Origin of the sequence: Bifidobacterium amazonense, assembly GCF_018555435.2 — a bacterium.
Taxonomy (GTDB): domain Bacteria; phylum Actinomycetota; class Actinomycetes; order Actinomycetales; family Bifidobacteriaceae; genus Bifidobacterium; species Bifidobacterium amazonense.
Genome location: NZ_JAFEJT020000004.1, coordinates 1 through 20323 on the forward strand (window position 1 = coordinate 1; position 20323 = coordinate 20323).

39 protein-coding genes and 1 tRNA gene are annotated in these 20323 nt (G+C 62.9%); 38 read left to right on the plus strand and 2 right to left on the minus strand.

The window, feature by feature from the left end:
• Positions 1–157: helix-turn-helix domain-containing protein (locus tag JS533_RS13840; RefSeq protein WP_420838609.1), on the minus strand; the 157-nt coding region annotated here is incomplete at its 3' end.
• 114 nt (positions 158–271) lie between these two features.
• Between JS533_RS13840 and JS533_RS01515 the strand changes: the two genes are divergently transcribed.
• Positions 272–520 (plus strand): helix-turn-helix domain-containing protein, encoded by a 249-nt coding sequence (locus JS533_RS01515; RefSeq protein ID WP_241512800.1) that lies wholly within the window; start codon positions 272–274, stop codon positions 518–520.
• Complete coding sequence (locus JS533_RS01520; RefSeq protein WP_241512801.1) at positions 520–702, plus strand: hypothetical protein; 183 nt, start codon at positions 520–522, stop codon at positions 700–702. The genes JS533_RS01515 and JS533_RS01520 overlap by 1 nt, the downstream gene beginning before the upstream one ends.
• A gap of 108 nt (positions 703–810) precedes the next feature.
• Here the strand turns inward: JS533_RS01520 and JS533_RS01525 are convergent, their stop codons facing one another.
• Positions 811–999 carry a hypothetical protein gene (locus JS533_RS01525; protein ID WP_241512802.1) on the minus strand — a complete coding sequence of 63 codons (189 nt, stop codon included), beginning with the start codon at positions 997–999 and terminating at the stop codon, positions 811–813.
• Between the two features lie 91 nt (positions 1000–1090).
• Between JS533_RS01525 and JS533_RS01530 the strand changes: the two genes are divergently transcribed.
• The 36 genes from JS533_RS01530 (at position 1091) to JS533_RS01705 (ending at position 20319) form a co-directional block, all read left to right on the plus strand.
• Positions 1091–1279 carry a hypothetical protein gene (locus JS533_RS01530; protein WP_241512803.1) on the plus strand — a complete coding sequence of 63 codons (189 nt, stop codon included), beginning with the start codon at positions 1091–1093 and terminating at the stop codon, positions 1277–1279.
• The gene (locus JS533_RS01535; protein ID WP_241512804.1) at positions 1276–1542 is read left to right on the plus strand and encodes a hypothetical protein; all 267 of its coding nucleotides are present in this window, start codon (positions 1276–1278) and stop codon (positions 1540–1542) included. The genes JS533_RS01530 and JS533_RS01535 overlap by 4 nt, the downstream gene beginning before the upstream one ends.
• A 293-nt stretch (positions 1543–1835) precedes the next feature.
• Positions 1836–2066, plus strand: coding sequence for a helix-turn-helix transcriptional regulator (locus JS533_RS01540; RefSeq protein WP_241512805.1), 231 nt, complete (start codon positions 1836–1838; stop codon positions 2064–2066).
• A 61-nt stretch (positions 2067–2127) separates the two neighbouring features.
• Positions 2128–2661, plus strand: a complete 534-nt coding sequence (locus JS533_RS01545) for a single-stranded DNA-binding protein (RefSeq protein ID WP_241512806.1) — start codon at positions 2128–2130, stop codon at positions 2659–2661.
• A 15-nt stretch (positions 2662–2676) separates the two neighbouring features.
• Complete coding sequence (locus tag JS533_RS01550; RefSeq protein WP_241512807.1) at positions 2677–3186, plus strand: hypothetical protein; 510 nt, start codon at positions 2677–2679, stop codon at positions 3184–3186.
• Positions 3183–3413: a hypothetical protein gene (locus tag JS533_RS01555; protein ID WP_241512808.1), complete on the plus strand. Its 231-nt coding sequence runs from the start codon at positions 3183–3185 to the stop codon at positions 3411–3413. The genes JS533_RS01550 and JS533_RS01555 overlap by 4 nt, the downstream gene beginning before the upstream one ends.
• Positions 3410–3604 (plus strand): hypothetical protein, encoded by a 195-nt coding sequence (locus JS533_RS01560; protein WP_241512809.1) that lies wholly within the window; start codon positions 3410–3412, stop codon positions 3602–3604. Before JS533_RS01555 ends, JS533_RS01560 begins: the two co-directional genes overlap by 4 nt.
• Positions 3601–4593, plus strand: a complete 993-nt coding sequence (locus JS533_RS01565; protein ID WP_241512810.1) for a helix-turn-helix domain-containing protein — start codon at positions 3601–3603, stop codon at positions 4591–4593. The genes JS533_RS01560 and JS533_RS01565 overlap by 4 nt, the downstream gene beginning before the upstream one ends.
• A gap of 36 nt (positions 4594–4629) precedes the next feature.
• Positions 4630–4992 (plus strand): hypothetical protein, encoded by a 363-nt coding sequence (locus JS533_RS01570; RefSeq protein ID WP_241512811.1) that lies wholly within the window; start codon positions 4630–4632, stop codon positions 4990–4992.
• On the plus strand, positions 4989–5135 hold the full coding sequence (locus JS533_RS01575) for a hypothetical protein (RefSeq protein ID WP_241512812.1): 147 nt from the start codon (positions 4989–4991) through the stop codon (positions 5133–5135). The genes JS533_RS01570 and JS533_RS01575 overlap by 4 nt, the downstream gene beginning before the upstream one ends.
• Positions 5136–5146: 11 nt before the next feature.
• Positions 5147–5500 (plus strand): HNH endonuclease, encoded by a 354-nt coding sequence (locus JS533_RS01580; protein ID WP_241512813.1) that lies wholly within the window; start codon positions 5147–5149, stop codon positions 5498–5500.
• Positions 5497–6123 (plus strand): 3'-5' exonuclease family protein, encoded by a 627-nt coding sequence (locus tag JS533_RS01585; RefSeq protein WP_241512814.1) that lies wholly within the window; start codon positions 5497–5499, stop codon positions 6121–6123. Before JS533_RS01580 ends, JS533_RS01585 begins: the two co-directional genes overlap by 4 nt.
• On the plus strand, positions 6120–6494 hold the full coding sequence (locus JS533_RS01590; protein WP_241512815.1) for a DUF3310 domain-containing protein: 375 nt from the start codon (positions 6120–6122) through the stop codon (positions 6492–6494). The genes JS533_RS01585 and JS533_RS01590 overlap by 4 nt, the downstream gene beginning before the upstream one ends.
• A complete protein-coding gene (locus tag JS533_RS01595) occupies positions 6491–6796 on the plus strand; it encodes a hypothetical protein (protein WP_241512816.1) in 306 nt (101 codons plus the stop codon). Before JS533_RS01590 ends, JS533_RS01595 begins: the two co-directional genes overlap by 4 nt.
• A gap of 193 nt (positions 6797–6989) precedes the next feature.
• A complete protein-coding gene (locus tag JS533_RS01600; protein WP_241512817.1) occupies positions 6990–7166 on the plus strand; it encodes a hypothetical protein in 177 nt (58 codons plus the stop codon).
• A complete protein-coding gene (locus JS533_RS01605; protein ID WP_241512818.1) occupies positions 7163–7618 on the plus strand; it encodes a hypothetical protein in 456 nt (151 codons plus the stop codon). Before JS533_RS01600 ends, JS533_RS01605 begins: the two co-directional genes overlap by 4 nt.
• Before the next feature lie 249 nt (positions 7619–7867).
• Positions 7868–8065 (plus strand): hypothetical protein, encoded by a 198-nt coding sequence (locus JS533_RS01610; RefSeq protein ID WP_241512819.1) that lies wholly within the window; start codon positions 7868–7870, stop codon positions 8063–8065.
• A gap of 83 nt (positions 8066–8148) precedes the next feature.
• Complete coding sequence (locus JS533_RS01615) at positions 8149–8892, plus strand: hypothetical protein (protein WP_241512820.1); 744 nt, start codon at positions 8149–8151, stop codon at positions 8890–8892.
• Between the two features lie 160 nt (positions 8893–9052).
• A tRNA-Ser gene (locus tag JS533_RS01620) sits at positions 9053–9142 on the plus strand.
• A 216-nt stretch (positions 9143–9358) separates the two neighbouring features.
• Positions 9359–9682, plus strand: coding sequence for an HNH endonuclease (locus tag JS533_RS01625; protein WP_241512821.1), 324 nt, complete (start codon positions 9359–9361; stop codon positions 9680–9682).
• A gap of 135 nt (positions 9683–9817) precedes the next feature.
• Positions 9818–10249, plus strand: coding sequence for a hypothetical protein (locus JS533_RS01630; protein WP_241512822.1), 432 nt, complete (start codon positions 9818–9820; stop codon positions 10247–10249).
• Positions 10242–11660 carry a terminase gene (locus JS533_RS01635; protein ID WP_338024156.1) on the plus strand — a complete coding sequence of 473 codons (1419 nt, stop codon included), beginning with the start codon at positions 10242–10244 and terminating at the stop codon, positions 11658–11660. The genes JS533_RS01630 and JS533_RS01635 overlap by 8 nt, the downstream gene beginning before the upstream one ends.
• Positions 11660–13174: a phage portal protein gene (locus JS533_RS01640; protein ID WP_241512824.1), complete on the plus strand. Its 1515-nt coding sequence runs from the start codon at positions 11660–11662 to the stop codon at positions 13172–13174. Before JS533_RS01635 ends, JS533_RS01640 begins: the two co-directional genes overlap by 1 nt.
• A complete protein-coding gene (locus JS533_RS01645; protein WP_241512825.1) occupies positions 13089–14780 on the plus strand; it encodes a VG15 protein in 1692 nt (563 codons plus the stop codon). The genes JS533_RS01640 and JS533_RS01645 overlap by 86 nt, the downstream gene beginning before the upstream one ends.
• Complete coding sequence (locus JS533_RS01650) at positions 14780–15031, plus strand: hypothetical protein (RefSeq protein ID WP_241512826.1); 252 nt, start codon at positions 14780–14782, stop codon at positions 15029–15031. The genes JS533_RS01645 and JS533_RS01650 overlap by 1 nt, the downstream gene beginning before the upstream one ends.
• A gap of 91 nt (positions 15032–15122) precedes the next feature.
• Positions 15123–15602: a helicase gene (locus tag JS533_RS01655; protein ID WP_241512827.1), complete on the plus strand. Its 480-nt coding sequence runs from the start codon at positions 15123–15125 to the stop codon at positions 15600–15602.
• A 45-nt stretch (positions 15603–15647) separates the two neighbouring features.
• A complete protein-coding gene (locus JS533_RS01660; protein WP_241512828.1) occupies positions 15648–16589 on the plus strand; it encodes a phage major capsid protein in 942 nt (313 codons plus the stop codon).
• Positions 16589–17080: a head fiber protein gene (locus JS533_RS01665; RefSeq protein WP_241512829.1), complete on the plus strand. Its 492-nt coding sequence runs from the start codon at positions 16589–16591 to the stop codon at positions 17078–17080. Before JS533_RS01660 ends, JS533_RS01665 begins: the two co-directional genes overlap by 1 nt.
• Positions 17081–17172: 92 nt before the next feature.
• Positions 17173–17424, plus strand: a complete 252-nt coding sequence (locus tag JS533_RS01670) for a hypothetical protein (RefSeq protein WP_241512830.1) — start codon at positions 17173–17175, stop codon at positions 17422–17424.
• A 12-nt stretch (positions 17425–17436) separates the two neighbouring features.
• Positions 17437–17832: a Gp19/Gp15/Gp42 family protein gene (locus tag JS533_RS01675; RefSeq protein WP_241512831.1), complete on the plus strand. Its 396-nt coding sequence runs from the start codon at positions 17437–17439 to the stop codon at positions 17830–17832.
• On the plus strand, positions 17829–18167 hold the full coding sequence (locus JS533_RS01680) for a hypothetical protein (RefSeq protein WP_241512832.1): 339 nt from the start codon (positions 17829–17831) through the stop codon (positions 18165–18167). The genes JS533_RS01675 and JS533_RS01680 overlap by 4 nt, the downstream gene beginning before the upstream one ends.
• A gap of 3 nt (positions 18168–18170) precedes the next feature.
• Complete coding sequence (locus JS533_RS01685) at positions 18171–18449, plus strand: hypothetical protein (protein ID WP_241512833.1); 279 nt, start codon at positions 18171–18173, stop codon at positions 18447–18449.
• On the plus strand, positions 18449–18832 hold the full coding sequence (locus JS533_RS01690; protein ID WP_241512834.1) for a hypothetical protein: 384 nt from the start codon (positions 18449–18451) through the stop codon (positions 18830–18832). Before JS533_RS01685 ends, JS533_RS01690 begins: the two co-directional genes overlap by 1 nt.
• An 11-nt stretch (positions 18833–18843) precedes the next feature.
• The gene (locus JS533_RS01695; RefSeq protein WP_241512835.1) at positions 18844–19422 is read left to right on the plus strand and encodes a phage tail tube protein; all 579 of its coding nucleotides are present in this window, start codon (positions 18844–18846) and stop codon (positions 19420–19422) included.
• Between the two features lie 109 nt (positions 19423–19531).
• Positions 19532–19870 carry a hypothetical protein gene (locus JS533_RS01700; RefSeq protein WP_241512836.1) on the plus strand — a complete coding sequence of 113 codons (339 nt, stop codon included), beginning with the start codon at positions 19532–19534 and terminating at the stop codon, positions 19868–19870.
• Between the two features lie 35 nt (positions 19871–19905).
• On the plus strand, positions 19906–20319 hold the full coding sequence (locus JS533_RS01705; RefSeq protein ID WP_241512837.1) for a DUF5361 domain-containing protein: 414 nt from the start codon (positions 19906–19908) through the stop codon (positions 20317–20319).
• The last annotated feature ends 4 nt before the right edge of the window (positions 20320–20323 follow it).

Sequence of the window (20323 nt, forward strand, 5' to 3'; positions counted from 1 at the left end):
GCTTTGCATTCAGCCATCGGGAGTATCCCGATTTTGAGTGGCCGAGTTTTTCGGCTACCTCTGCCTGAGATGTTTCATGCCGGGCGAAGCTGGCTTTTAGTTCCAGTCCGACCAACTGCGAGAATCTGTGGCTACGTTCGTCTTGCAATTTACTCATGTGAGTACTTTACATCTCAATTCCAGCAACGGCAATTCGCAAAATGGGAGCGTGTTGCTCGTTTGAGACACGCCGACATTGACGATTGTTGACCAGAGATATATCGTTGCTCACATGAGCAATGTAGATATCGAGATCGGCCATGAGGTCGACAGGAAGATTCGAACTAAAGGAATCACCAAACGTGCCATCTCCGACAAGACAGGCATGCCATACAGCACCCTCAACAGCAAGCTCAAGGGGTATCGGAGCTTCAACATCAACGAGATTCTCGCCATCGCAGAAGTACTGGAAGAACCTCCAGCGGCGCTCCTGCCGGAACCGTTCAAATCGCCGGCGCTCGCCGGTAAGGAGGTGGACTGATGAGCCTGCTCAAACTCGTCAACCGAACCGATCCCGGCCGGCCACTCACCCTCCGCAACCTGCCGGATGGCGGCACTGAACTGCGTCTCGGTGACCTCGGCATCACCGACGCGACCATCACCCTCAACCCCGACGAGACCCGCATGATCGTCAATTTCCTCACCAGCAAGGAGGCGGAATGACAGGCTACCGCAGCGTCCCGGAAAAGCATCGATGGAAAACGTCGTCCGGCAGACTGATCACGCTCACCGCACAGGCGACCCTCCGGCTACTCGAAGAGCGCGACGAGCTCATGGCATGGATTGCAACCGTCGCACCTCATCCTCCAGTTCGCCAATACGCGAGTACAGATCCTCGATACGCCTCTCGATCCCCTCGAAATACGGGATCAGGATCCGGCTCAGCGGAACATCCTCCCGTTGACTCCGGGCTTCCCCCAAGCGACTTTCCAACAGTCTGATCAGATCCTCGTCATCCATTGATTCTTCACCTCTCTTCATTGGCTAGAGATTTCAGACAACCACCAGCCTACCGGAGGGGAGGTGACCCCTTTTGAAAGGAGCCGACGCCATGACCAACGCCGCTCATCGCCACCACCATCCGTACACCACGCTCCTGATCATCCTGCTGCTCGCCCTCATCTGGCTGCTCTCGCACGAGGGATGCAGCCACCCGATCGGCAACCTGATCGCCAGTCTGGTCGCCTGCGGGTACGTGCCGTTCCGCCTGCTGACCCTCGTGGAAGGAGACAAGTCATGACACGCACTCGTATTCACGCCGACATCACGATCGACGGCGTCGCGTACCTGCGGCCGGCCACTGTGTCGGCCATGTGCGACGGGTCGCCCACGACCGGCACGCTCGCCGTCTGGCGCACCCTGGGCAAAGGCCCCGGCTTCATCAAGATGGGCACGAAGGTGCCCGGCTGTCGGCTCGACCGGCGGCCGGTCCTCTACCCGCTGACCGAGGTGCAGGCCTGGCTGGCCGGCAGTCCCGTCCAGCACCAGACCATCGCCGCATAAGTCTTGCCCGCCGGCATTGTGCGTTTTCCTTCCGACCGGCGGGCGGCGACAAAGGCCAGTCGTTAACACCAAATAACCGAAGATTCTCAAACCACGGGCGTCGGTTTTCTCTCGGCCGGCGCCCGCTAGGGCTGGCAGGCTAGCCCCCGCTCGGAGATCGCAGCACTCGTCAGCTGCGGCAAACGACGGGACGCGGTTCGATTCCGCGACAGTCCACGAGCAGACAGCTCACAAATGAAAGAGCCCACGCGGCAACGTGGGCGAAACAACAGGTTTCAAGGAAAGGATATCTCATGGCAGCGAGAACGCCGTTGGAGCCGTTGATGTCGGTCGCCGAAATGGCCGAGCATCTGGGCCGGTCGAAGTCCACGGTCTACAAGATGTCGTGCGGCGCGATTCCGAGCATCTACCCCGAACCGGTCCGGGTGAACGGACGCGTGCGGGGCTGGAGGCGCGAGGACGTCAGACGGGCCGAGGAAACCCACCGCTACAGTCGCGCCGACTACCTGTACGAGAAGGCCTGAACATGATCGACCCGCGGCAGACGCGGGCACGTCGACCCCGATACACACAAGGAGGACTCATATGGCCGGAGAGACCATTCTCACGATCATCGGGAACCTGACCGCGGATCCCGAACTGCGCACCCTCGGCAGCGGTGTGAACGTCGCGAGCTTCACGATCGCGTCGACGCCGCGCACCTGGAACCGGCAGACCAATCAGTACGAGGACGGGCAGGCGTTGTTCCTGCGCTGCTCCGCATGGCGTGAGCTGGCCGACCATTGCGTCCGTTCCCTGTCCAAGGGCATGCGCGTGATCGCGCAGGGCCGTTTGCAGCAGCGTTCCTACCAGGCGTCGGACGGGTCGAACCGCACGATCATCGAACTGCAGGTCGACGAGATCGGCCCGAGCCTCAGGTATGCGACCGCCCAGGTCTCCAGACAGGGCAACAACGCGCGCGGCGGGTATACGGGCGGCGCTTCCGCCCGGCAGGCGCCGACAGCCCACGCCAATGCTCAGGTCGCGCCGCCGGCGGACGGCGGTCCCGCGGACCCGTGGGCCAATGGCGGGCCGAGCGATTTCGGTGCCGGCGATCCCGCATCGGACCCGGAATTCTAGGAAAGGAACAACGTAATGGCGAGAAGGAAGAACGTGGATCTCGAGGAACTGTGCAATGCGGCGTGGCGTGATCTGCCGGTGTCGGACCGTCGTGCGGCCCGCTTGTACATGGCCCGCACGTACGGGGATCTGATCGCCCCGGCCATCGACGTGTTGGACGACCAGCCGCAACTGTCCTTGTGCCAGGCGTTGAAGGTCGCCGCCCAGGCCGAGCCCGCGGCGCCGACGATGCCGGCGGAGCCGGAGGACGGCTGGTGGGACGTGCCGCCGGTGAACCTGCACGAGGAGGGGTATCGGGGCAAGTGGCAGAAGCTCGCCCGCATGTTGGACGAACAGCCGGGCCGTTACCGCGATCTCGGGCTCCGTTTCGACTCCTATGCGAAGGCGACCCAGTGGGCCAGCAACATCCGCACGGCCCATTCGGGCTCGTGGAAGCCGGCCGGCCGGTACGACGCGACCGCGCGCGAGAACCCGCAGGGCGTGTTCCGCGTGTTCGTGTGCCGCAAACGGGAGGCGGACCGATGATGGCGTGGGTTCGTTTGGCGGACGGCCGGCCCGCACGGCTCACCCAGGCACAGACCCGGATCCTGTCCCGGCTCTTGGTCTGCGGCATCGTCACCAGTAACGGCAACCGGTTGCGCACGCTCGCCACGTTGGAGGATCTCGGCCTGGTCGAACAGACCGTCGACGACCAGTGGGAGCTGACCGGACACGGGCGCACCATCGCCCTCGAACTGGAGTCACGCCGATGATCACACGCACCACGATCAACTACCTGACCCCGTCCGGCGCTGGCCGGTTCTCATACCGGACGGTCGACCATCATCCCACCGCCTGTCCCCCGTCGGTCAGTCCGATGGCATTGCAGGCCATGCTCGCCAGCCTCGCCGAGAACACGCGGATCACGGGCATCGACATCACCCCGATCAAGGAGTCACTATGAGCATCGAACTGGTCGCCAGGGCCAAGAAGACCCGGCTCAAGGGCGACAGCACCACGAAGCTCCTGCTGATCGTGCTCGCCGACTACGCCAACGACGATCGACAGGCATGGCCCAGCGTCGCCACGCTCGCCGCCGAGGTCGAGGTCGGGGACCGCACCATCCAACGCAGCCTCCGGAAACTCAAGACGTTGGGGCTGATCACGGAGGGCGACCAACGGCTCACGAAGGGCTACCCCAAGGGACAGAAGCCCGTCGTCTACCAGGTGTTCCCGGAACGCAAACCACGACACAAGACCGGTGTCACGCACGACACCGGTACCGGTGACATACACGACACCCCTACCGGTGACATACGTGACACCCCTACCGGTGACACCACCGTCACCCCCACCGGTGACACCCATGTCACCACCCCGGTGGTCCCCATGACACCACCCCGGTGTCATCCCAGTGCCGACACCGGTGACACCCATGTCACCCAAACCGTCATAGAACCACCAATACAACCGTCAAGAGAGAGTACGCGCACGCGCAACACCACAACCGACCGACTGAAAGCCCTCGCCGCATTCACCCCCAACGACGAACACCAACAGCTCGCCGCCCAATACGGCGTCGACTGCGAATGGGAACTACGCAAATTCCGCAACAAGATCGCCGAAACCGGCAAACCGCCCGCCGACCCCGCCGCCGCGTTCACCAACTGGCTCGACCGGGCCCGCGAACTCGGCCTGACCACCCCGCCCGCGCTTGCCGAGGGCGTGGAGAGCGAGTCGCGGCGTCGGGCGCGCAAGCTGCTCACGTCGAGCCGGCCGGTCAGGGCCCGGCAGCCGGACGAGTCGGTGCGATTGCAGTGGGTGCCGCAGGTCGCGGCCCTGCTCGACAGGGGCGTCGACCCGGTCGCGATCGTGGACATGCTCGCCCATGGTGATCCCGACGAGCTGGCCGCGAAGGGCATCCTCGTGGATGATCTCGCCGCCATCGCCTAACCCCCGGAAACCGTTGGAAATGAAAGGAAAACACTGATGAAATGCTGGTTGAAGCACGAATGGCCCGACCTGTGTCTGGCGCTCCTGTGGCTGGGTCTCGTGATCGTCGACATGGTCGTGGGCGCGCCCCGGCTCATGTTCCTGCTGTGCGGTTTCATGCTGGCCTGGTCGGTCTCGTCGGCCACGCTCGGCCATCTCCTGTGGCATGCGGAGCGGGAGATCGACGACCTGCGCGAACGGCATGTGGACGCGTTGGTCACGGCGTTCATGTTCCATCCGCTCGAGCATGAGCTGACGCGTGACGGGGACAAGGCGTTGATCACGCTCGAGCATCGGGACGGCGGCCGTCGCAGCTACGACGTGGAGATCATCCCGGGCGTGGACGGGGAGGTCGCATGAGCCGGCGTTTCCTGGTCGGCGTGTTCCTGGCCGGGTTGAGCGTGGGCACGCTGCTCGGCGCGGCGGTCGCGCACGACATGCACGCCGACAAACCCCAGCCCGTCATCGAATGCCCCACTGTGAAGACCGGGGGCCGACCGTGACCGGCCCGGACATGGAGACGCGCAGGCTGGTCCTGTGCCGGGACTCGTACCGGTGCGTGATCTGCGGTCGGGATCTCGACGCGCAGTGGAGCGGCTACAGCATCCACCACCGCCGGTTGCGCAGTCACGGGGGCGTGGATCTCAACCATGCGTCGAATCTCATCTGCCTGTGCGGGTCCGGCACGACGGGCTGTCACGGCGACGTGCACGCCGACCCGGATCTCGCCTACCGGCATGGCTGGCTCGTCCACGCATGGGCCGACCCGCACCATTCCCTGTTCACCCGCCGTCACGGTTGGATCCTGCTCGACCAGGACGGCACATGGACTCCATACACGACAAACACTCGAAAGGACAACCAATGACCAACACCAACGATACGATCACGCTCACCCCGCCCGCTCCCCCGGCGAAGCCCGACCGGCTGCTGTGGATCGACGTGGAGACCACCGGCATCAGCCGCACGGACAGCAAGCTGTTGGAGGTCGGCATGATCGTCACTGGCATGGACGGCGTCGAAGCCCATGATCAGTTCACCAGCATCGTTCGCCCCTCCGAGTGCAGCCTGTTCGACGTGTCGCCCGCCGCGTTGCGCATGCACCTGGCGAACGGCCTGTGGGACCAGATCGCCGGCGACGAGCATGAGGCGGTCGGCTATCCGATCATCGCGCTCAACCTCAAGGAATGGTTGCAGGACGAGGCCAGCCGATACACGCTGCACCCGGCCGGCACGAACGTCGACTACGACATCGACATCCTCGACCATCAGCTCGGCGAATACAACGGCCCCGACTGGATCCGCTCCTATGTCAGCCACCGCAAACTCGACCTGTCCGCGTTCCGTATGGCGGACATCGCGCTCGGCCATAACCCCTACCGGGATCACGCGGGCACGCATCGAGTCCAGGACTGCATCAGCCGCGACCGCTCCGATTACGCCATGTATCTCGACATCATGTGCGCCGGACAGCAAGGAGACCACGAATGAGCTGGATCAACGACCCGATCAACAGCCCGAAGCATTACACCGACGCACACCCCGGCATGGAATGCATCGACCTGACCGCCGACACGAGCTTCTGCCTCGGCAACTGCATCAAATACCTGTGGCGCTACAAGGCGAAGAGCCGACCCGTAGAGGACCTCGAGAAAGCCCGATGGTATCTCTGCCGAGCAATAGACCGCGGCGAGACGATCGCATGGACACGCCTGCAACGCGGCATCCTGAAGAAACTCGCCCTACCCCCGACAGGCGCCACGTACACAACCGCGATATGGATATACCTCTACCAAGGCGACCTCGACACCGTCCTCGACAGCCTCGACCAACTCATCGAACACGAAAGAAACCAGCAATGAGCATCATCCTCCAGGAACTCGAAGAACGCTACCCCACCCCAGACCAGGGCGAGCGCCCCGTCATGTGCACTCGCTCCGAACGATGCCGCTACTCTCGCACCGCCTACATGGCCGGCGCCGTACGCCAACCAACCGAGTTGGAGATCGATGCCGCGGCGCTCGCTATCTACACGGGTACCACCGACATGGACCCGAAAGAGGTGGCGAGCCTGTGGCCTGACATGAACCCGGTCACGAGAGCCCAATACCAACGTCTCGCACGGCTCGCGATCATGGCCGCCAGAACGAGGGCACTGCTATGAGTAGCCAATACTGCGCGCCTACCGGCTCCGATCCCGTCTGGCGTTGCCCGGTATGCGGGCAATGGTGGCAGCTCGACCTACCATGCGGCGACTTCTGGCAGCCGATAAGCACGCTCGCTGTTTTCCTCCTCTACCACCCGAAATGGAAAGCCGAACGCAAACACAGAAAGACAGCCAAGGCGGAGACATCGAGATGAGCGAAACAACAGCGAAAATCCTCACCCGCACCGACCTACGGCGAGCGCTTGCTGACTGGTATGCCGATACGTGGCAGCAGGTCAGTGAGCAGCGAATCAAGGAGCAGGCGGATTACATGTACGACCATTACGGCATTACCACCGACATCAGCCTACTGGAGGACCCCGAATGAGCGAAACCGTCACATGCCCGCCGGAAGACATCGCCGGGCAAGAAGCCGAACTGCTCGATCTGGCCCGCGAGCGTGGGATCAAAGGTGTCTCTCTGGAAGAGGATCAGGACGACACTATCTGCGAGGTCCAACTCATCGAGGACCGATCCGTCTACCCGTTCCATTGCATCCTCAACCCAAGCAAACCCTTCCTGGACGCACTACACGAGCTCGCCAAGGCGCAGCTGGCGGCCGATATTGAGCGAGGCAGTCTCACGTTCTATGCATCAGGTGACGAAATCTCATTCGACTGTCGTGAAAACGGAGACCTGCGCGTAAGTCTCGTCCCCTTCACTGATTGCGTCTACTACTCCGCCACCATCACCGCGCCCAGCGTGGAAGCCCTGATCGCAATGCTGCTGAAACACCAATCCCAACCAAAAGGAACATCATCATGCACCGAATCACACTAGCCCAGAGAACAATCACCGTAGTCTGCACCATTGTTTGCATCATGGCGCTCGCCGGTTGTGGTGGCTCCACGCAAATGCCGGAGACGACCACGAAGATCGCCTGCGGCCGGGCCACTTGGGGATCTCCATTGTGCTCATACCGAGTACCGCTGGGAGAGTCCCGCCATGTGATCTGCGTAAGCGTTGACAACGGAGGCTTGTCCTGCGACTGGGATCACGCCGACGGCGCCGACAAGGGATGGAGCCGTGATGATCAGTAAGGCCAGGCGGGAGATGATCCGCAGGTGGGCGCAGCGCGGCTATGACATCGACACCACGGCACGACTCATGAGCCTGAGCCGGGAAGAGGTTCTTGCCGTGCTCACCCATCCCGAGCCGGCCGAGCCGCCAAGCAGGCAATACGGGCCGGAATTCATCGAACCACCATCGTTCGACGGCCTCGATTAAAACGAAACCCTCCACCCGAACAGGTAGAGGGCCACGCCTAGTCAGCAACCATCATAGCCGACCGAGCGGAGGGTTTCGAACACATGAACGAACACACCACACCCATCACACGATTCGCCACCAACCTGAGCTCGCTCAAGACCGGGTACGAGCCGCTCGCGCAGATCGCCATGCGCAAAGCCAGCCTCATTCGCACCACCGGCACCCGCGCCAGCCACGAAACCGCCCCCATCCCCCTGAACATGGGAGCCTGGCAACTCCAACAAGACATCGACAAACTCGCCCAGGCCATGAGCCGAGCCGCCCGACTCCACCCACATCACGCGATGGACACCACCGACCTGCTCAACGGCATCATCCGCAACCAGCACAACCTCACCAAACGCCATGACTTCCCGGCGCTCGCCGAACTGGTCGACCAGGCCGCCGCACGATTGGAGCGCGTGTTGGATCCGCCGCCGGACACGAAGATGGTCGGCTGGTGCCCCCAATGCGGCGCGGAGCTGCGCTGCACCATGCTGGAAATCGCCGGCGGATACACGGCCTGCGAGCGCTGTCGTGGCGAGTATAAGATTCGTGAGGTGCAGCGTGCGGCGATGGCGCGTTTGGCGGTTGGTGGGGTTCGTGGTACGGCGGCGCAGATCGTGCGCTGGTTGGCTCCGTGGGGTATTGATGTGCGGCGGAATACGGTTAGTCAGTGGGCTCGGCGTGGCTTGTTGGTGCCGGTTGGGCGTGATGGTGATGCTCCGGTTTATCTGGTGTGGGATGTGTGGTCGGTGTTCACGCGTCGTGATCGGGAGCGTGGTCGGACTGTCACCGGTATTTGACATTCGGCTACTGTCACCGTATAGATGGCTACAGTGGTCATTTCCATGCGATGCATGGGTGATGACACGCGGTTCGCCTCCGTAGCTCAGAGGATAGAGCGCATGGCTCCGGTCATGGATGTCGCCGGTTCGAATCCGGTCGGGCGTGGGCCGCACCTTTGGATGGTTGGCAGAGCAGACGAATGCGCCCGATTGCTAGTCGGGTAAGCGTGTTCGACACGCTTCGCAGGTGCGAATCCTGCATCATCCGCAAAACACCCCCTCCCCCGGGCATCGCCGTCTGGAATATCGACACCCCCGGGGGGTGGCAGGAAAACAGGCCCCTCCGTCAGCCGTGAGTGGGAGGCTAAACCAAACCACGGCCCCCTGGGTACGCATGCCCGGGGATCTTTCTCACAGGGACAAGGCCCGACGACAGGCACACTACTGTTGCCGGGCCTTCACATTCGCACAAGGCGGGTACGGCATGACCGGCAATCCACGGCGAGCCAATGGGTGGCGGCGAGACCAGCTGCGCCGTCGCGTGCTCGCCGCGTACGACGTGTGCGCGATCTGCGGCAAGCCAGTGGACAAGACACTACGCTCGCCGCATCCGCTGAGCGGCGAGGTCGACGAGATCGTTCCGGTGTCCCGTGGCGGTGACCCGTTGGACTTCAACAACTGCCAGTTGACGCATCGACGATGCAACAGGCTGAAAAGCAATCACAGCGACGCGTACGCGCGAGCACAGATCAAAGGCCGGTCCGACCCGCCGTCGGCCTCGCTGCCGTTCAGGACGATCGGTTTGTAAGACCAGGGGGAGCCACCCCACCCAGGCCGGTCGGGGCCACCTCGGGCACAGGGCCGATCTCTCCCCGGAGTTTGCAACCATTAACCGTTAACGCCGTGGGACATGCGTTAACCCCCTGGAAGGAGGCGAGATTGCATGGCTGCGAGACTATGCGCCCACTGCGGCAAGCCGTTGCCGCGCAACGCCTCGCCCAGGGCGAAGTACTGCAGCGACTCGTGCCGTGTCCTGGCGTGCAGGAAACGGCGCAACAGCCGCAACGACCAGGCTGCATCGGAACGGAAGCGGCACGATCGCAAGCCGGCCCCGGAGCCGGCCGTTTCGATCGACCGGCACGAGTTCGAACGGATGATGGACGACAGTCTGGAGGACGTGCTGCGCCGCAACCGCGACCGATTGCAGGCGGCGATGGACGATCCGGACACGCCGGCGTCGGCCCTGCCGGCGATCAGCCGCCAGCTGATCAGCGTGTGCCGTGAACTCGAGTCGATCGCGGGCGGCGACCCGCTGCTCGACCTGGACGACGAACCGACGGAGGTAAGCGAGGATGCCGGAGCCGCGATTGTCTGAGATCGCCCGCACGCTGGTCCAGCCGACCGGCATCGTGAACAGCGAGTTCACCCGGGTCAACAAGGTCGCGCTCAAGGCCGGCATCCACTACGACCTGTGGCAGCAGGGACTCCTGTACCTGATGCTCGCCAAACGAGCCGACGGCAGGTACGCGTGCGGCGAGGGCGGCACCGTCGTCAGCAGCTGCCGGCAGATCGGCAAGACGTTCACGCTCGGCACGGCCATGTTCATCCTCGCCATACTGCACCCCGGGCTGAAGGTCATCTGGACCGCGCACCACACACGCACCACGGACGAAACGTTCAACGACCTGTGCGACCTGGCCAAGAACAAACTGTTCACCCGATACGTCGAACGCATCCGCCGTGCCAACGGCCAGCAGGAAATCAGCTTCCGCGACAACTCGCGCATCATGTTCGGCGCCCGCGAGAACGGTTTCGGCCGAGGCCTGCACTCGGTGGACGTGGAAGTGTTCGACGAGGCGCAGATCCTGACCATCCGTGCCCTGGACAACATGATCCCGATCGTCAACGTCAGCCCGAACCCCCTGGTCGTGTTCCTGGGCAACCCGCCCAAACCGGGCGACCCCTCGGAGGCGTTCGAGGAAAAACGCAGGAACGCAGCCACCGGCATGGACGGCATGGTGTACGTCGAACTGAGCGCCGACCCCGACGCGGATCTCGACGACCACGCGCAATGGGCCAAAGCCAACCCGAGCTACCCCAAACGCACCAGCGAGACCGCGATCCAACGCATGCGCAACCTGCTCACCCCCGACTCGTTTCGGCGTGAGGCGCTCGGCGTGTGGGACGAGACCACCAGCGTGTGCGCGATCGACCCGCAACAGTGGGCGGCGGCCGAATCCACCAGCGTGCCCGACGATCCCGTCTACAGCTTCGGCCTCGACATGCCACCGGACCGCAGCGCCCTGACCATCGGCTGCGCGATCCGCCGCCCCGACGGCACCGCGCTCGTCCAAATGGCCGACATCAAGGATCCACGCCACAACGGCGTCCTATGGGCCGTCGACTGGCTCAAAACCCGATGGCCCCGCACCAGCGCCGTGGTCATCGACTCGCAATCGCCCGCCATGAGCCTGCTGCCCGAACTGAAAAAGGCCCGCATCCGCGTCATGACCACCAGCATGCAGGAAATGGGGCGCGCCTGCGGACGCTTCCAGGACATGCTCCGCGACGGAACACTGTCCCACCCGCCCGACAGCATGCAACCCCAGCTCGCCGCCGCCGTCAAAGGCGCGATCATCCGCCCCCTCGGCCCGAACGGCGCCTACGCATGGAACAAACTCGGCACGGACATCGACATCAGCCCGCTCGTCGCCTGCACCCTCGCCCTCTACGGCGCCTACACCACCAAACGCAACCCCAACCGCAAACAGGAGGTGATGATCTGATGGTATCCAGCGAAATCGTGGCCGCGTCCGGCGGCAAACCGTACCTGTACGGCAGCGAACTGCCCTCCGCACGAGGCATTGAGGGCGTCGACGAAGCCGACTGGGACATCGTGGAACGCCTGCTGCGCGTATGGCGGGACAAGCAGCCGGGCAACATCATGCGCACCCTCTACTACGATGCACACGAACGCCTGAAGGACTTCGGCATCAGCATGCCGGACAAGATCAAGTCGAACATGGTCATGCCTCCCGTCGGCTGGCCCGCCAAAACGGTGCGCACGCTCGCGGATCTGAGCGCGTTCGAAGGCTTCGCCGTCGACGGCGGGGAAAACAGCACGTTGAAGGACGATGTTGACGCATTGTTCGACATGAACTCGCTGGACACCATCGTCCCCCAGACAATCGTGAGCGCGTACAAGCATTCCTGCGCGTTCCTGACCGTCAGCGTTGCCGAAGACGGATCCCCGCGCATCATCCCGCGATCCGCGGAATGGTCGGCCGCCGTGTGGGACACGCCCCGCAACCGGATCAAAGCCGCCCTGGCCATCACCGACGCGGATGAGAACGGCAACATCACCGGATTCGGCGTATGGCTTCCCGACAAGGTCTACGAATGCTCGCTCGCCGCCGGCCGATGGGTCGCCGACGTGAAGATCACGAACTGGGGACGGCCGACCGTGGTCGCGTTCTGCTACGACCCGCAGCTGGACCGCCCGTTCGGACGCAGCCGGATCACCCGGCCGCTGATGAGCCTGACGGACATCGCGTTCCGCACGCTCGTGCGCATGGAAGGCAACGCGGAATTCTATTCAAGCCCTAAGGTCTGGTTCCTCGGACTCGGCCCGGAAGCGTTGAAAACGGACACCTGGAGCAGCCTCATCAGCGCCATCAACGCCGTGTCGCGCGACGAGGACGACGAAATACCCACGATGCAGCAGGTACAGCAGGCCTCGATGCAACCCCATTCGGACATGCTGCGCACCATCGCCATGCTCGTCGCCTCCGAAACCAGCCTGCCGGTCAACGACCTCGGCATCACGATGGACAACCCCGCCTCGGCCGAATCCATGGCGGCCGCGGAACGAAAACTCTCCCGGGAAGCCGACCGTCAAAACCGATTGTTCTCCCGGGCGCTGAAGGACGCCGCCGGCATGGCCCTGAACCTGTCCGCCGACGATCTGACACGCATCACTCCCGTATGGGCACCGACCCGCGAGGTATCCGACGCGGCCCGAGCCGACTACTACTCGAAAATCGCCGGTGTCAACAGCGACTTCGCCGACTCCGACATCGGACTGATGAAAGCCGGACTGACCTACGGCGAGATCCGCTCGTACCGCGCCTACCAGCAGCGCATGAAAGCGCAACGCAGCATCGACCAGCTCAAGCAGCGCACGCTGCCGCAGCAGACCACGAAGGAGACGTCCGATGGCATTGAACAGTCTGACGGCGCCGCCGGAACTCAGGAAGCTGCTGGAACAGGCCCAGAAGGATTATCAGGACAACCTGGCTAACCTGACCGACGCGGCCACCGACGACATCGAAACCGCGGTCAACCGCGGCGACATCGACATCAAGAACCTCGTCGGCGACTATTCGCGGGAGGCCTCGCAACTGGCCAACGACTACTACGACCAGCTGCGAGGCCTGTGGGCGGAACAATCCGACCAGCCCATGCCGGACTTCGACCATACGAAACTGGTCGACACGGACCGCGTGCTCTGGCAGCAGCAGGGCGGCTTCTCGAACACCGACTTCAACGGCCTGACCTACCAGCAGGTCAAAGCAGGACGCTCGCGCGCGGGCATGACCATCGACGACCTGTGGCCGCCGTTGGACAACGTGGACGACGCGCAGCAGTTCGTCGCCGACATGATCAACACCTCAGGACGACTGACCATGCAGCGCAACATCCGCACCGACCCCACCAAACCCCGATGGGCGCGCGTGTGCGGCGGCGCGAAACCCTGCGCGTTCTGCGTCATGCTCGCCTCCCGCGGCTTCGCCTACCTGAGCGAGGATACCGCCAGCTTCGGCGGCAGCTTCCACAACGGAGCCTGCCACTGCACCGTCGTACCCAGCTGGGGCAAGAACAAGCTCCTACTCTCACGACAGCAGCAATGGAAGAACATGTACCAGACAGCGAACGCGGTCAGTTCGCAGGACGGCTACAACGGCGACGCCCTGTCAGCCATGCGCCGCATCTATGCCGGAGCGCTCAAGGACGGCACCCCGCTCGGCATCAGCGTCGATAGCGATCTCTACAAGACACTGGACCCCAGCGACCTAGCAGGGATACTGCAGACACTCGCCGACACCAAACACGTCAAAACCGCCAGACTCTGGGCCGACCACGCCAACAGTTACCGCATCGTGGACAAGCACAACGGCGACATCCCGTCCTTCGACCCGGACCGGCTCGGCATCAGCCTCGACATCGACCATCTCACCGACGCCCCTGACGGACACGCTCCATACCAGACTCTCTTCCATGAAACCGGCCACATGCTCGACTGGCTTAAAGGCAATGGCCGACAATACTATTCGCAAATCTACAGAGACAAGAACGGCAACGGTTTCAAAGACCTACTCAAACAGGATGGAGACGATGCACTCGCTATAGCCAAGAAAAAGGCCTGGTCTGCCGCCGAACAGGAGCTGAAGACAATTCGCGACTCAATCCAAAATGGCGAACTGTCCTTCAAGGACTTCACCAAGCTGCGAAAACTCGGCGTAGTCGGGAAAGACGCATTCCGAGGAGAATACGCAGGAGCACACGGAAAAGAGAAGCTGCTGAGATTCATCGACGACGCCTTGTTCGAGGAACACGTCGATGACAAGATCGCGATGAAAACCCTTGCCGATGAGATCCACGCACAAGGCAAAAGCACGGATTTCGACGTAGATGACATCCTCGAATTCGCGCTGGGCGACAAGTGGCACGTTTACTCCAAGATGTATCATCCGGTCGGCTATTTCAAGGATCATTCCGTGGAAACGGAAGCATTCGCCGAAATGTTCAGCGGGCATCTTTCCAATGAGAATACTTGGAAGCTGTTCGTGAGTTACTTCCCGAAAAGCTTTAAAATGTTCCAAGACATGGTAAGGAGCATGAGCTGATGGCCAACCTATTCGACATCCAGGAACGGTACACGTCCATGCAGTCATACTATGCCTCGGACGAGTTCGCCAAAGAGCCCGCAGACGAGGTTTTTGCGTGCTATGAACTGGAATTCGGCGAGGGGATCAATCATTTCAACGATCCGAATAACCCCAAGAACGACGAGGAAGCCAAGCAGATGGCAATCGAATGCCTAATCGCCGGCAAACCACGCCCATGGGCCGATATCCCCGAAAGCGCAGTCATCTAGCACCATAACCACGATTTTTGTTTACAACCACCCGCACGGGTGGTTTTTTTATGCCCGAAACGGGCCCCATCAACACCATTAGGAGGAACACATGGCCGAGGAAGCCACTAATACAGACCAGTCGCGGAACGTACAGGAGCCGCACGGCGAGCAGTCCACGGACTGGGAAGCCAAATACCGAGAGGCCGTCTCGCACTCGCGTGAGTGGGAGAAGCGGGCGAAGGACAACAAGGCCGCCGCCGACGAACTGCAGCAGCTCAAGGAATCGCAGATGAGCGAACAGCAGAAGAACGAGGCGCGCACGGCGAGGCTCCAGAAAGAGCTTGACCAGTTGAAGGCCGAGAAGCAGGCTTCCGAATGGCGTGCCCAGGTCGTTGAGGAATCAGGTTTGCCGGCGAATCTCATCGTCGGCGACAGTCTCGAGGCGATGCAGGAGCATGCGAAGGCCATCAATGAGTACGTGACGGCGAAGACCGGCCGACAGCTGCCGAAGGTAGCCGACCCCGGCCGTCGACCGCAGACGGCGCCCAATGACCTGTTGCAGTACGCGACCGAAGTGTTCTCCAACTAACCCCATCTCATTCACCCCCCCCCATTTATCAAGGAGGCCATAATCATGGCTATTTTCGGTACCGGTGGCATCAAGGCGATGCCGAATCAGATCGCGGACGGCATCGTCGATCAGGTGCAGTCCGGCAGCGCGATTGGCGTGCTCTCGCAGCAGAAGGCGATGCGTTTCGGCGACGTGAGCATCGTCACGTTCGAGAACCGTCCTCGTGCCGAGTTCGTCGGCGAAGGCGTGCAGAAGTCCAGCACGACCGGTTCGTTCGGCACTGTGACCGCGGTCCCGCACAAGGTGCAGGTCACCATGCGCTTTAATCAGGAAGTGCAGTGGGCGGACGCCGACTACCAGCTCGGCATCATCAACAAGCTCGCCACCGAAGGTGCGAAGGCATTGTCCCGCGCGCTCGACCTGGGTGTGTTCTACCGTCTCAATCCGCTGACCGGCAAGCCGATCACCGCATGGACGAACTATCTGGACGCGACCGACAAGCGCGTGGCGCGTACCGCCAGCCCGGACGTCGACGTGGAAGAGGCCATTGGCCTGATTCTGGACGACAAGGAAGGCTGGGATGTCAACGGTATCGCCATGAGCCGCGAGTTCGCGTTCAGCCTCGCCACGCTCAAGGACACGCAGAAGCGCCCGCTCTACCCGGAACTCGGTTACGGCGTGACCATGAACAGTTTCAAGGGCATCCCCGCGTCCGTGACCACGACCGTCAACGCGCCCGAGTTCACCGAGCCGGCCGAGGGTGAGAACTATACGGTTCCCAAGGTCGGCGCGATTGTCGGTGATTGGAAGAACGGCATCTACTGGGGCGTGCAGCGCAACCTGCCGTTGGAGACCATCACCTATGGCGATCCGGACGGTCAGGGCGATCTGCGCCGCACCAACCAGATCGCGCTCCGTCTGGAGATCCTGTACGCCTGGTACGTGTTCACCGACCGTTTCGCCGTAATCGAAGGCGACACGGCCACTACGAAGGCGGGCAAGTGATGAGCCAGGCGGTTGAGTTCCACCATCTGACCAGCGGCGTCGCCAATGATGCACGTCAGGCGGTCATCGAAACCCAGTTCCTCGACGACGACGGTAATCCCATCGACCTTACCGGTGGCTCCGACGTTCCCGCAACGGTCGCATGGGATGCCGTGACCGGCAAGCCGGCCACGTATCCGGCGAGTGTGAGTTCGATCTCCGGTGCCGGCGCGACCGGCCTGAACGTCCTCAAGGCCGGCACCGCGGACGCGGCCCGCACCGCGATCGGCGCCGGCACGCCCTACACGCTGCCCGCGGCGACCGCCGCCGCGTTGGGCGGCATAAAGAAAGCCAGCGGCGTGACCGCAATCAGCACTGCCGATCCGGCAGCCGCGGCCGGCGACGCCCCGACCAAGGCCGAATACGATGCGCTCGTCGCACTCTGCGCGGAATTGAAGGCAAAGTACAACACGCTCGTGTCGGCCGGCAAAACGGCAGGTTTTTTAGCCTGACCGAACCAGTCACGAACCATTGGTGGACGACTCCGACGGTCTCGTCTCGTAACGGACTGACGGTCAATGATGCGGGAGGCGGGGCGTGGCGCGTGACCGGTACGGCGACCGCCGCGACCACCCAGCTGGGCGGATGGCTCACGCTCGATTCCGGCGCCTATCGGCTCTCGGCCGATACGACGGACAGCCGGCTGCGCGCCACGGTCGGCGGCCTCGACAGCGTGTCCAAGCCGGAGGGCGATCTGGCGGCCGGGTCCTATCTCGCGTACATCGTCGTGACCATGAGCGTGGGCGACGGCATCGACGCGACCATCACGCCGATGCTTTCTTCCACCGTCCAGTAAAGGAGTTGTGCGATGGACGATAGTCAAAATCCGACGCCGCCGTTCGCCTCGGTCGACGATCTCGCGTCGCGCTGGCATGCGCTGACGGAGGACGAACAGGACCGTGCGAGAGCGTTGCTGGATGACGCGTCCGATCTGATCATGGCCGAATGCCCCCGTTACATGGAATCGTCGGCCGCGACGCTCAAGCGCATCGCGTGCGCGATGGTCAAACGAGCCATGATCGGCGGAGACGAGGCGATGGGCGTCACCCAGACGCAGCAGACCGCGGGACCATTCTCCCAGATGTTCAGCTACAGCAATCCGTCCGGCGACCTGTACCTGACAAAGTCTGAGAAACGGTCCCTGGGCTGCGGCGTGCAGGTCGCGTGGTCGGTCAGCATGATCCCCGAGGAGGCCGACCCGTGAAAGGCGAAACCATCAAGGTGATCCGGTACCTGCCGACCGGGGACGTCGACCCGAGCGGAGCGCCACTGACCAAGGTTGACACGGAAACGGTCGACGACGTGCTAGTCGCTCCCGGCGCCCAGGCGAACGCCACCGACTCGATCCGCCCTCAGGGCGTCACGGTGGCGTTCACCTGCTACCTGCCCCGCTCCTACGAGTATCGCAGCCTCAAGGGCGCGTTCCTGCGTATCGACGGGCACGACTACGAGGTGATCGGCGACCCGCATCCCTACGACGGCGGGCTGACGCCCACCCGGTGGAACCTGCAGGTCGAGGTCAAGGACGAGGAGGGATAACGCATGGCCCGTGTGAAGTTGAACATGAGCGCATTCCGCGCCTACCGTCAATCCGCGGAGGTACAGGCCGCGTGCACGGCCGAGGCGGAGCGTATAGCAGCCGCGGCCAACACGCGGGCCGCCGGCGAATGCTCGCATCCCGAGCACGCCAAGTTCAAGGTCGAAACGACGATCGACTCGACACGAGGCTCCGTCGCCCTGGTCACCACCGGAGGCGACGCCGGCTGCATCGCCCACAATGCTGCGCATAACACGCTCGTCAAGGCGTTGGGAGGCGGCTGATGGCGGTGAACGCGGAAAAACTCGTCATGGACTGGCTCAACGCCGACCCATCCATCAAGGACTCGTACCCGGCCCGGTTCGACGTACCTGCCGAATCGACGGCATCGCATCCGATCCCGTTCATCACGGTCGAACAGGTAGGAGGCGCGGACGAGCCGTTCCGCAACCTGCCGTTGATCGCCGTGCAGGTATGGGGCGAGTCCCGGTGGCTGGTCTCCGAAGCCGCGAGCCGGCTCGTCGTCCCGCGGTTGAAGCGCATTATCGAACGTCCCAGCGTGGCCGCGGTGGAACTGACCGGCCGCACGCATTTCCCGATGCCGGACGGACGGTCCCGATATCAGATATTGGTCCAACTGGTCGTCGAATCCGGCGACCTCTTTTGAAAGGAAGCCTCATGGCTGATTCCACAACGAACGATTCCTCGCTGGTGTCGCTCGGCAAGTTCAAGGTCGGCGGCTACGCGTATTGGGCCCCCGCTGGCACGGCATTGCCGACCGACGCGAGCACCGCGCTGCCGGCGGCGTACAAGCTGATCGGCTACCTGTCCGAGGACGGCATGACCATCACGACCGACACGGACACCGTCGAGGTCAAGGACGCGAACGGCAACACCGTGATGAAGGTCATCTCCAGCTTCGCGGAAAGCACCCAGTTCACCTTGCTCGAGATCCTGCGCGCCGAGGCCGCGAAGCTGCGTTACAACGACACGGCCGTCACCGGCACGGACAAGAGCCTGACCATCAAGCACCAGATGCCGTCCGACGACACGTTCGTGCTCGTGTTCGAACTCGTCCTCACCGGCGCGACCCTAGGCCGCATCGTGATCGGCCGGGCCTCGCGAGCCGAATTCGGCGACCGTCAGGTACATGCCGGCGACGCGCAGGGATACGACGTGACGTGCGCATGCAACGACATGGGCGGCGGCGTGACCATGATCGAATATCTCGGCGTCGCTGCCGCAAGCGGCAAGTGACCCCATCCAATCTTCCGCAAGCGGTTTCTTCTCACGTTCTTCGCCACTTGCGGATCCCAACTGTCGTACCCAATCCCGAAGAAGTGACATCTACCGGAAGAAGTGAGCAATGACCACGAAGAGCAATCCGCCGGCCAAACGAAAGAAGCCGCAGGACCACCAGTCGAAGAATGGCCCCCGCGAGGTTACCGTACGCGGCGTGACGATCACCGTCGACCCGGCCATGTTCAACGACCTCGATATGTTCGAGGATCTGTACGACCTGCAGAACGCGGAAAACGACGAGAACGGCCTGTTCAAGATCATCCCGTTCCTGCGCAAGGTCTGCGGCCCCGCCTACCAGCAAGTCAAGCGCGTGCTGCGCGACCCCGACACCGGACGCATCCCCATGGAGACGGTACAGGAGTTCACGGCCGAACTGATGAGCGAGCTCAACCCAAACTCCTGACGCTCGTATACGCGCTGATCACCTGTCCCGCAGCAGTGCGGGCCGACATGCGGCGCGTGTACGGGCTCAGCCTCGACCCGCTCTGGTCGGGAACCATCGGCGCGACGGAATACGCGGATCTGTTCATGGGCCTGCCCGACGGATCCCTCACCTGGATCGCATTGGACTCGACACGCGCATGGACACTCGACCAGCATCTGCTCGCCGGACTGGTCGACCGAATGACCATGTGGATGTGGAGCGCTGCAGATCCGAAGAAACGCGGCCCCCGCCCCGAACCGTTGCCCCGCCCCGGCAACCAGCACGCCGACAAGGACGACGGGACGGATTCGCGACGGGCGACGCGCACGATCAAACCGGTCGGCATGAGCGTCGAGGAACTCGACCGGTTCATGAGCCAACGATTCGAGGACACGGGCACCGTACGTCCGGACCGGATAAGCGAATAGAGAA

Excerpts from the sequence above, each read along its gene's own strand:
- JS533_RS01600 (WP_241512817.1), top strand. The coding sequence starts at position 6,990 with ATGAGCGAAACAACAGCGAAAATCCTCACCCGCACCGACCTACGGCGA.
- JS533_RS01695 (WP_241512835.1), top strand. The coding sequence starts at position 18,844 with ATGGCTGATTCCACAACGAACGATTCCTCGCTGGTGTCGCTCGGCAAG.
- JS533_RS01690 (WP_241512834.1), top strand. The coding sequence starts at position 18,449 with ATGGCGGTGAACGCGGAAAAACTCGTCATGGACTGGCTCAACGCCGAC.
- JS533_RS01645 (WP_241512825.1), top strand. The coding sequence starts at position 13,089 with ATGGCATTGAACAGTCTGACGGCGCCGCCGGAACTCAGGAAGCTGCTG.
- JS533_RS01605 (WP_241512818.1), top strand. The coding sequence starts at position 7,163 with ATGAGCGAAACCGTCACATGCCCGCCGGAAGACATCGCCGGGCAAGAA.
- JS533_RS01530 (WP_241512803.1), top strand. The coding sequence starts at position 1,091 with ATGACCAACGCCGCTCATCGCCACCACCATCCGTACACCACGCTCCTG.
- JS533_RS01575 (WP_241512812.1), top strand. The coding sequence starts at position 4,989 with ATGAGCCGGCGTTTCCTGGTCGGCGTGTTCCTGGCCGGGTTGAGCGTG.
- JS533_RS01520 (WP_241512801.1), top strand. The coding sequence starts at position 520 with ATGAGCCTGCTCAAACTCGTCAACCGAACCGATCCCGGCCGGCCACTC.
- JS533_RS01630 (WP_241512822.1), top strand. The coding sequence starts at position 9,818 with ATGGCTGCGAGACTATGCGCCCACTGCGGCAAGCCGTTGCCGCGCAAC.
- JS533_RS01640 (WP_241512824.1), top strand. The coding sequence starts at position 11,660 with ATGGTATCCAGCGAAATCGTGGCCGCGTCCGGCGGCAAACCGTACCTG.
- JS533_RS01545 (WP_241512806.1), top strand. The coding sequence starts at position 2,128 with ATGGCCGGAGAGACCATTCTCACGATCATCGGGAACCTGACCGCGGAT.
- JS533_RS01615 (WP_241512820.1), top strand. The coding sequence starts at position 8,149 with ATGAACGAACACACCACACCCATCACACGATTCGCCACCAACCTGAGC.
- JS533_RS01565 (WP_241512810.1), top strand. The coding sequence starts at position 3,601 with ATGAGCATCGAACTGGTCGCCAGGGCCAAGAAGACCCGGCTCAAGGGC.
- JS533_RS01655 (WP_241512827.1), top strand. The coding sequence starts at position 15,123 with ATGGCCGAGGAAGCCACTAATACAGACCAGTCGCGGAACGTACAGGAG.
- JS533_RS01535 (WP_241512804.1), top strand. The coding sequence starts at position 1,276 with ATGACACGCACTCGTATTCACGCCGACATCACGATCGACGGCGTCGCG.
- JS533_RS01540 (WP_241512805.1), top strand. The coding sequence starts at position 1,836 with ATGGCAGCGAGAACGCCGTTGGAGCCGTTGATGTCGGTCGCCGAAATG.
- JS533_RS01580 (WP_241512813.1), top strand. The coding sequence starts at position 5,147 with ATGGAGACGCGCAGGCTGGTCCTGTGCCGGGACTCGTACCGGTGCGTG.
- JS533_RS01665 (WP_241512829.1), top strand. The coding sequence starts at position 16,589 with ATGAGCCAGGCGGTTGAGTTCCACCATCTGACCAGCGGCGTCGCCAAT.
- JS533_RS01685 (WP_241512833.1), top strand. The coding sequence starts at position 18,171 with ATGGCCCGTGTGAAGTTGAACATGAGCGCATTCCGCGCCTACCGTCAA.
- JS533_RS01555 (WP_241512808.1), top strand. The coding sequence starts at position 3,183 with ATGATGGCGTGGGTTCGTTTGGCGGACGGCCGGCCCGCACGGCTCACC.
- JS533_RS01590 (WP_241512815.1), top strand. The coding sequence starts at position 6,120 with ATGAGCTGGATCAACGACCCGATCAACAGCCCGAAGCATTACACCGAC.
- JS533_RS01570 (WP_241512811.1), top strand. The coding sequence starts at position 4,630 with ATGAAATGCTGGTTGAAGCACGAATGGCCCGACCTGTGTCTGGCGCTC.
- JS533_RS01700 (WP_241512836.1), top strand. The coding sequence starts at position 19,532 with ATGACCACGAAGAGCAATCCGCCGGCCAAACGAAAGAAGCCGCAGGAC.
- JS533_RS01560 (WP_241512809.1), top strand. The coding sequence starts at position 3,410 with ATGATCACACGCACCACGATCAACTACCTGACCCCGTCCGGCGCTGGC.
- JS533_RS01625 (WP_241512821.1), top strand. The coding sequence starts at position 9,359 with ATGACCGGCAATCCACGGCGAGCCAATGGGTGGCGGCGAGACCAGCTG.
- JS533_RS01550 (WP_241512807.1), top strand. The coding sequence starts at position 2,677 with ATGGCGAGAAGGAAGAACGTGGATCTCGAGGAACTGTGCAATGCGGCG.
- JS533_RS01610 (WP_241512819.1), top strand. The coding sequence starts at position 7,868 with ATGATCAGTAAGGCCAGGCGGGAGATGATCCGCAGGTGGGCGCAGCGC.
- JS533_RS01650 (WP_241512826.1), top strand. The coding sequence starts at position 14,780 with ATGGCCAACCTATTCGACATCCAGGAACGGTACACGTCCATGCAGTCA.
- JS533_RS01595 (WP_241512816.1), top strand. The coding sequence starts at position 6,491 with ATGAGCATCATCCTCCAGGAACTCGAAGAACGCTACCCCACCCCAGAC.
- JS533_RS01660 (WP_241512828.1), top strand. The coding sequence starts at position 15,648 with ATGGCTATTTTCGGTACCGGTGGCATCAAGGCGATGCCGAATCAGATC.
- JS533_RS01515 (WP_241512800.1), top strand. The coding sequence starts at position 272 with ATGAGCAATGTAGATATCGAGATCGGCCATGAGGTCGACAGGAAGATT.
- JS533_RS01675 (WP_241512831.1), top strand. The coding sequence starts at position 17,437 with ATGGACGATAGTCAAAATCCGACGCCGCCGTTCGCCTCGGTCGACGAT.
- JS533_RS01525 (WP_241512802.1), bottom strand. The coding sequence starts at position 999 with ATGGATGACGAGGATCTGATCAGACTGTTGGAAAGTCGCTTGGGGGAA.
- JS533_RS01585 (WP_241512814.1), top strand. The coding sequence starts at position 5,497 with ATGACCAACACCAACGATACGATCACGCTCACCCCGCCCGCTCCCCCG.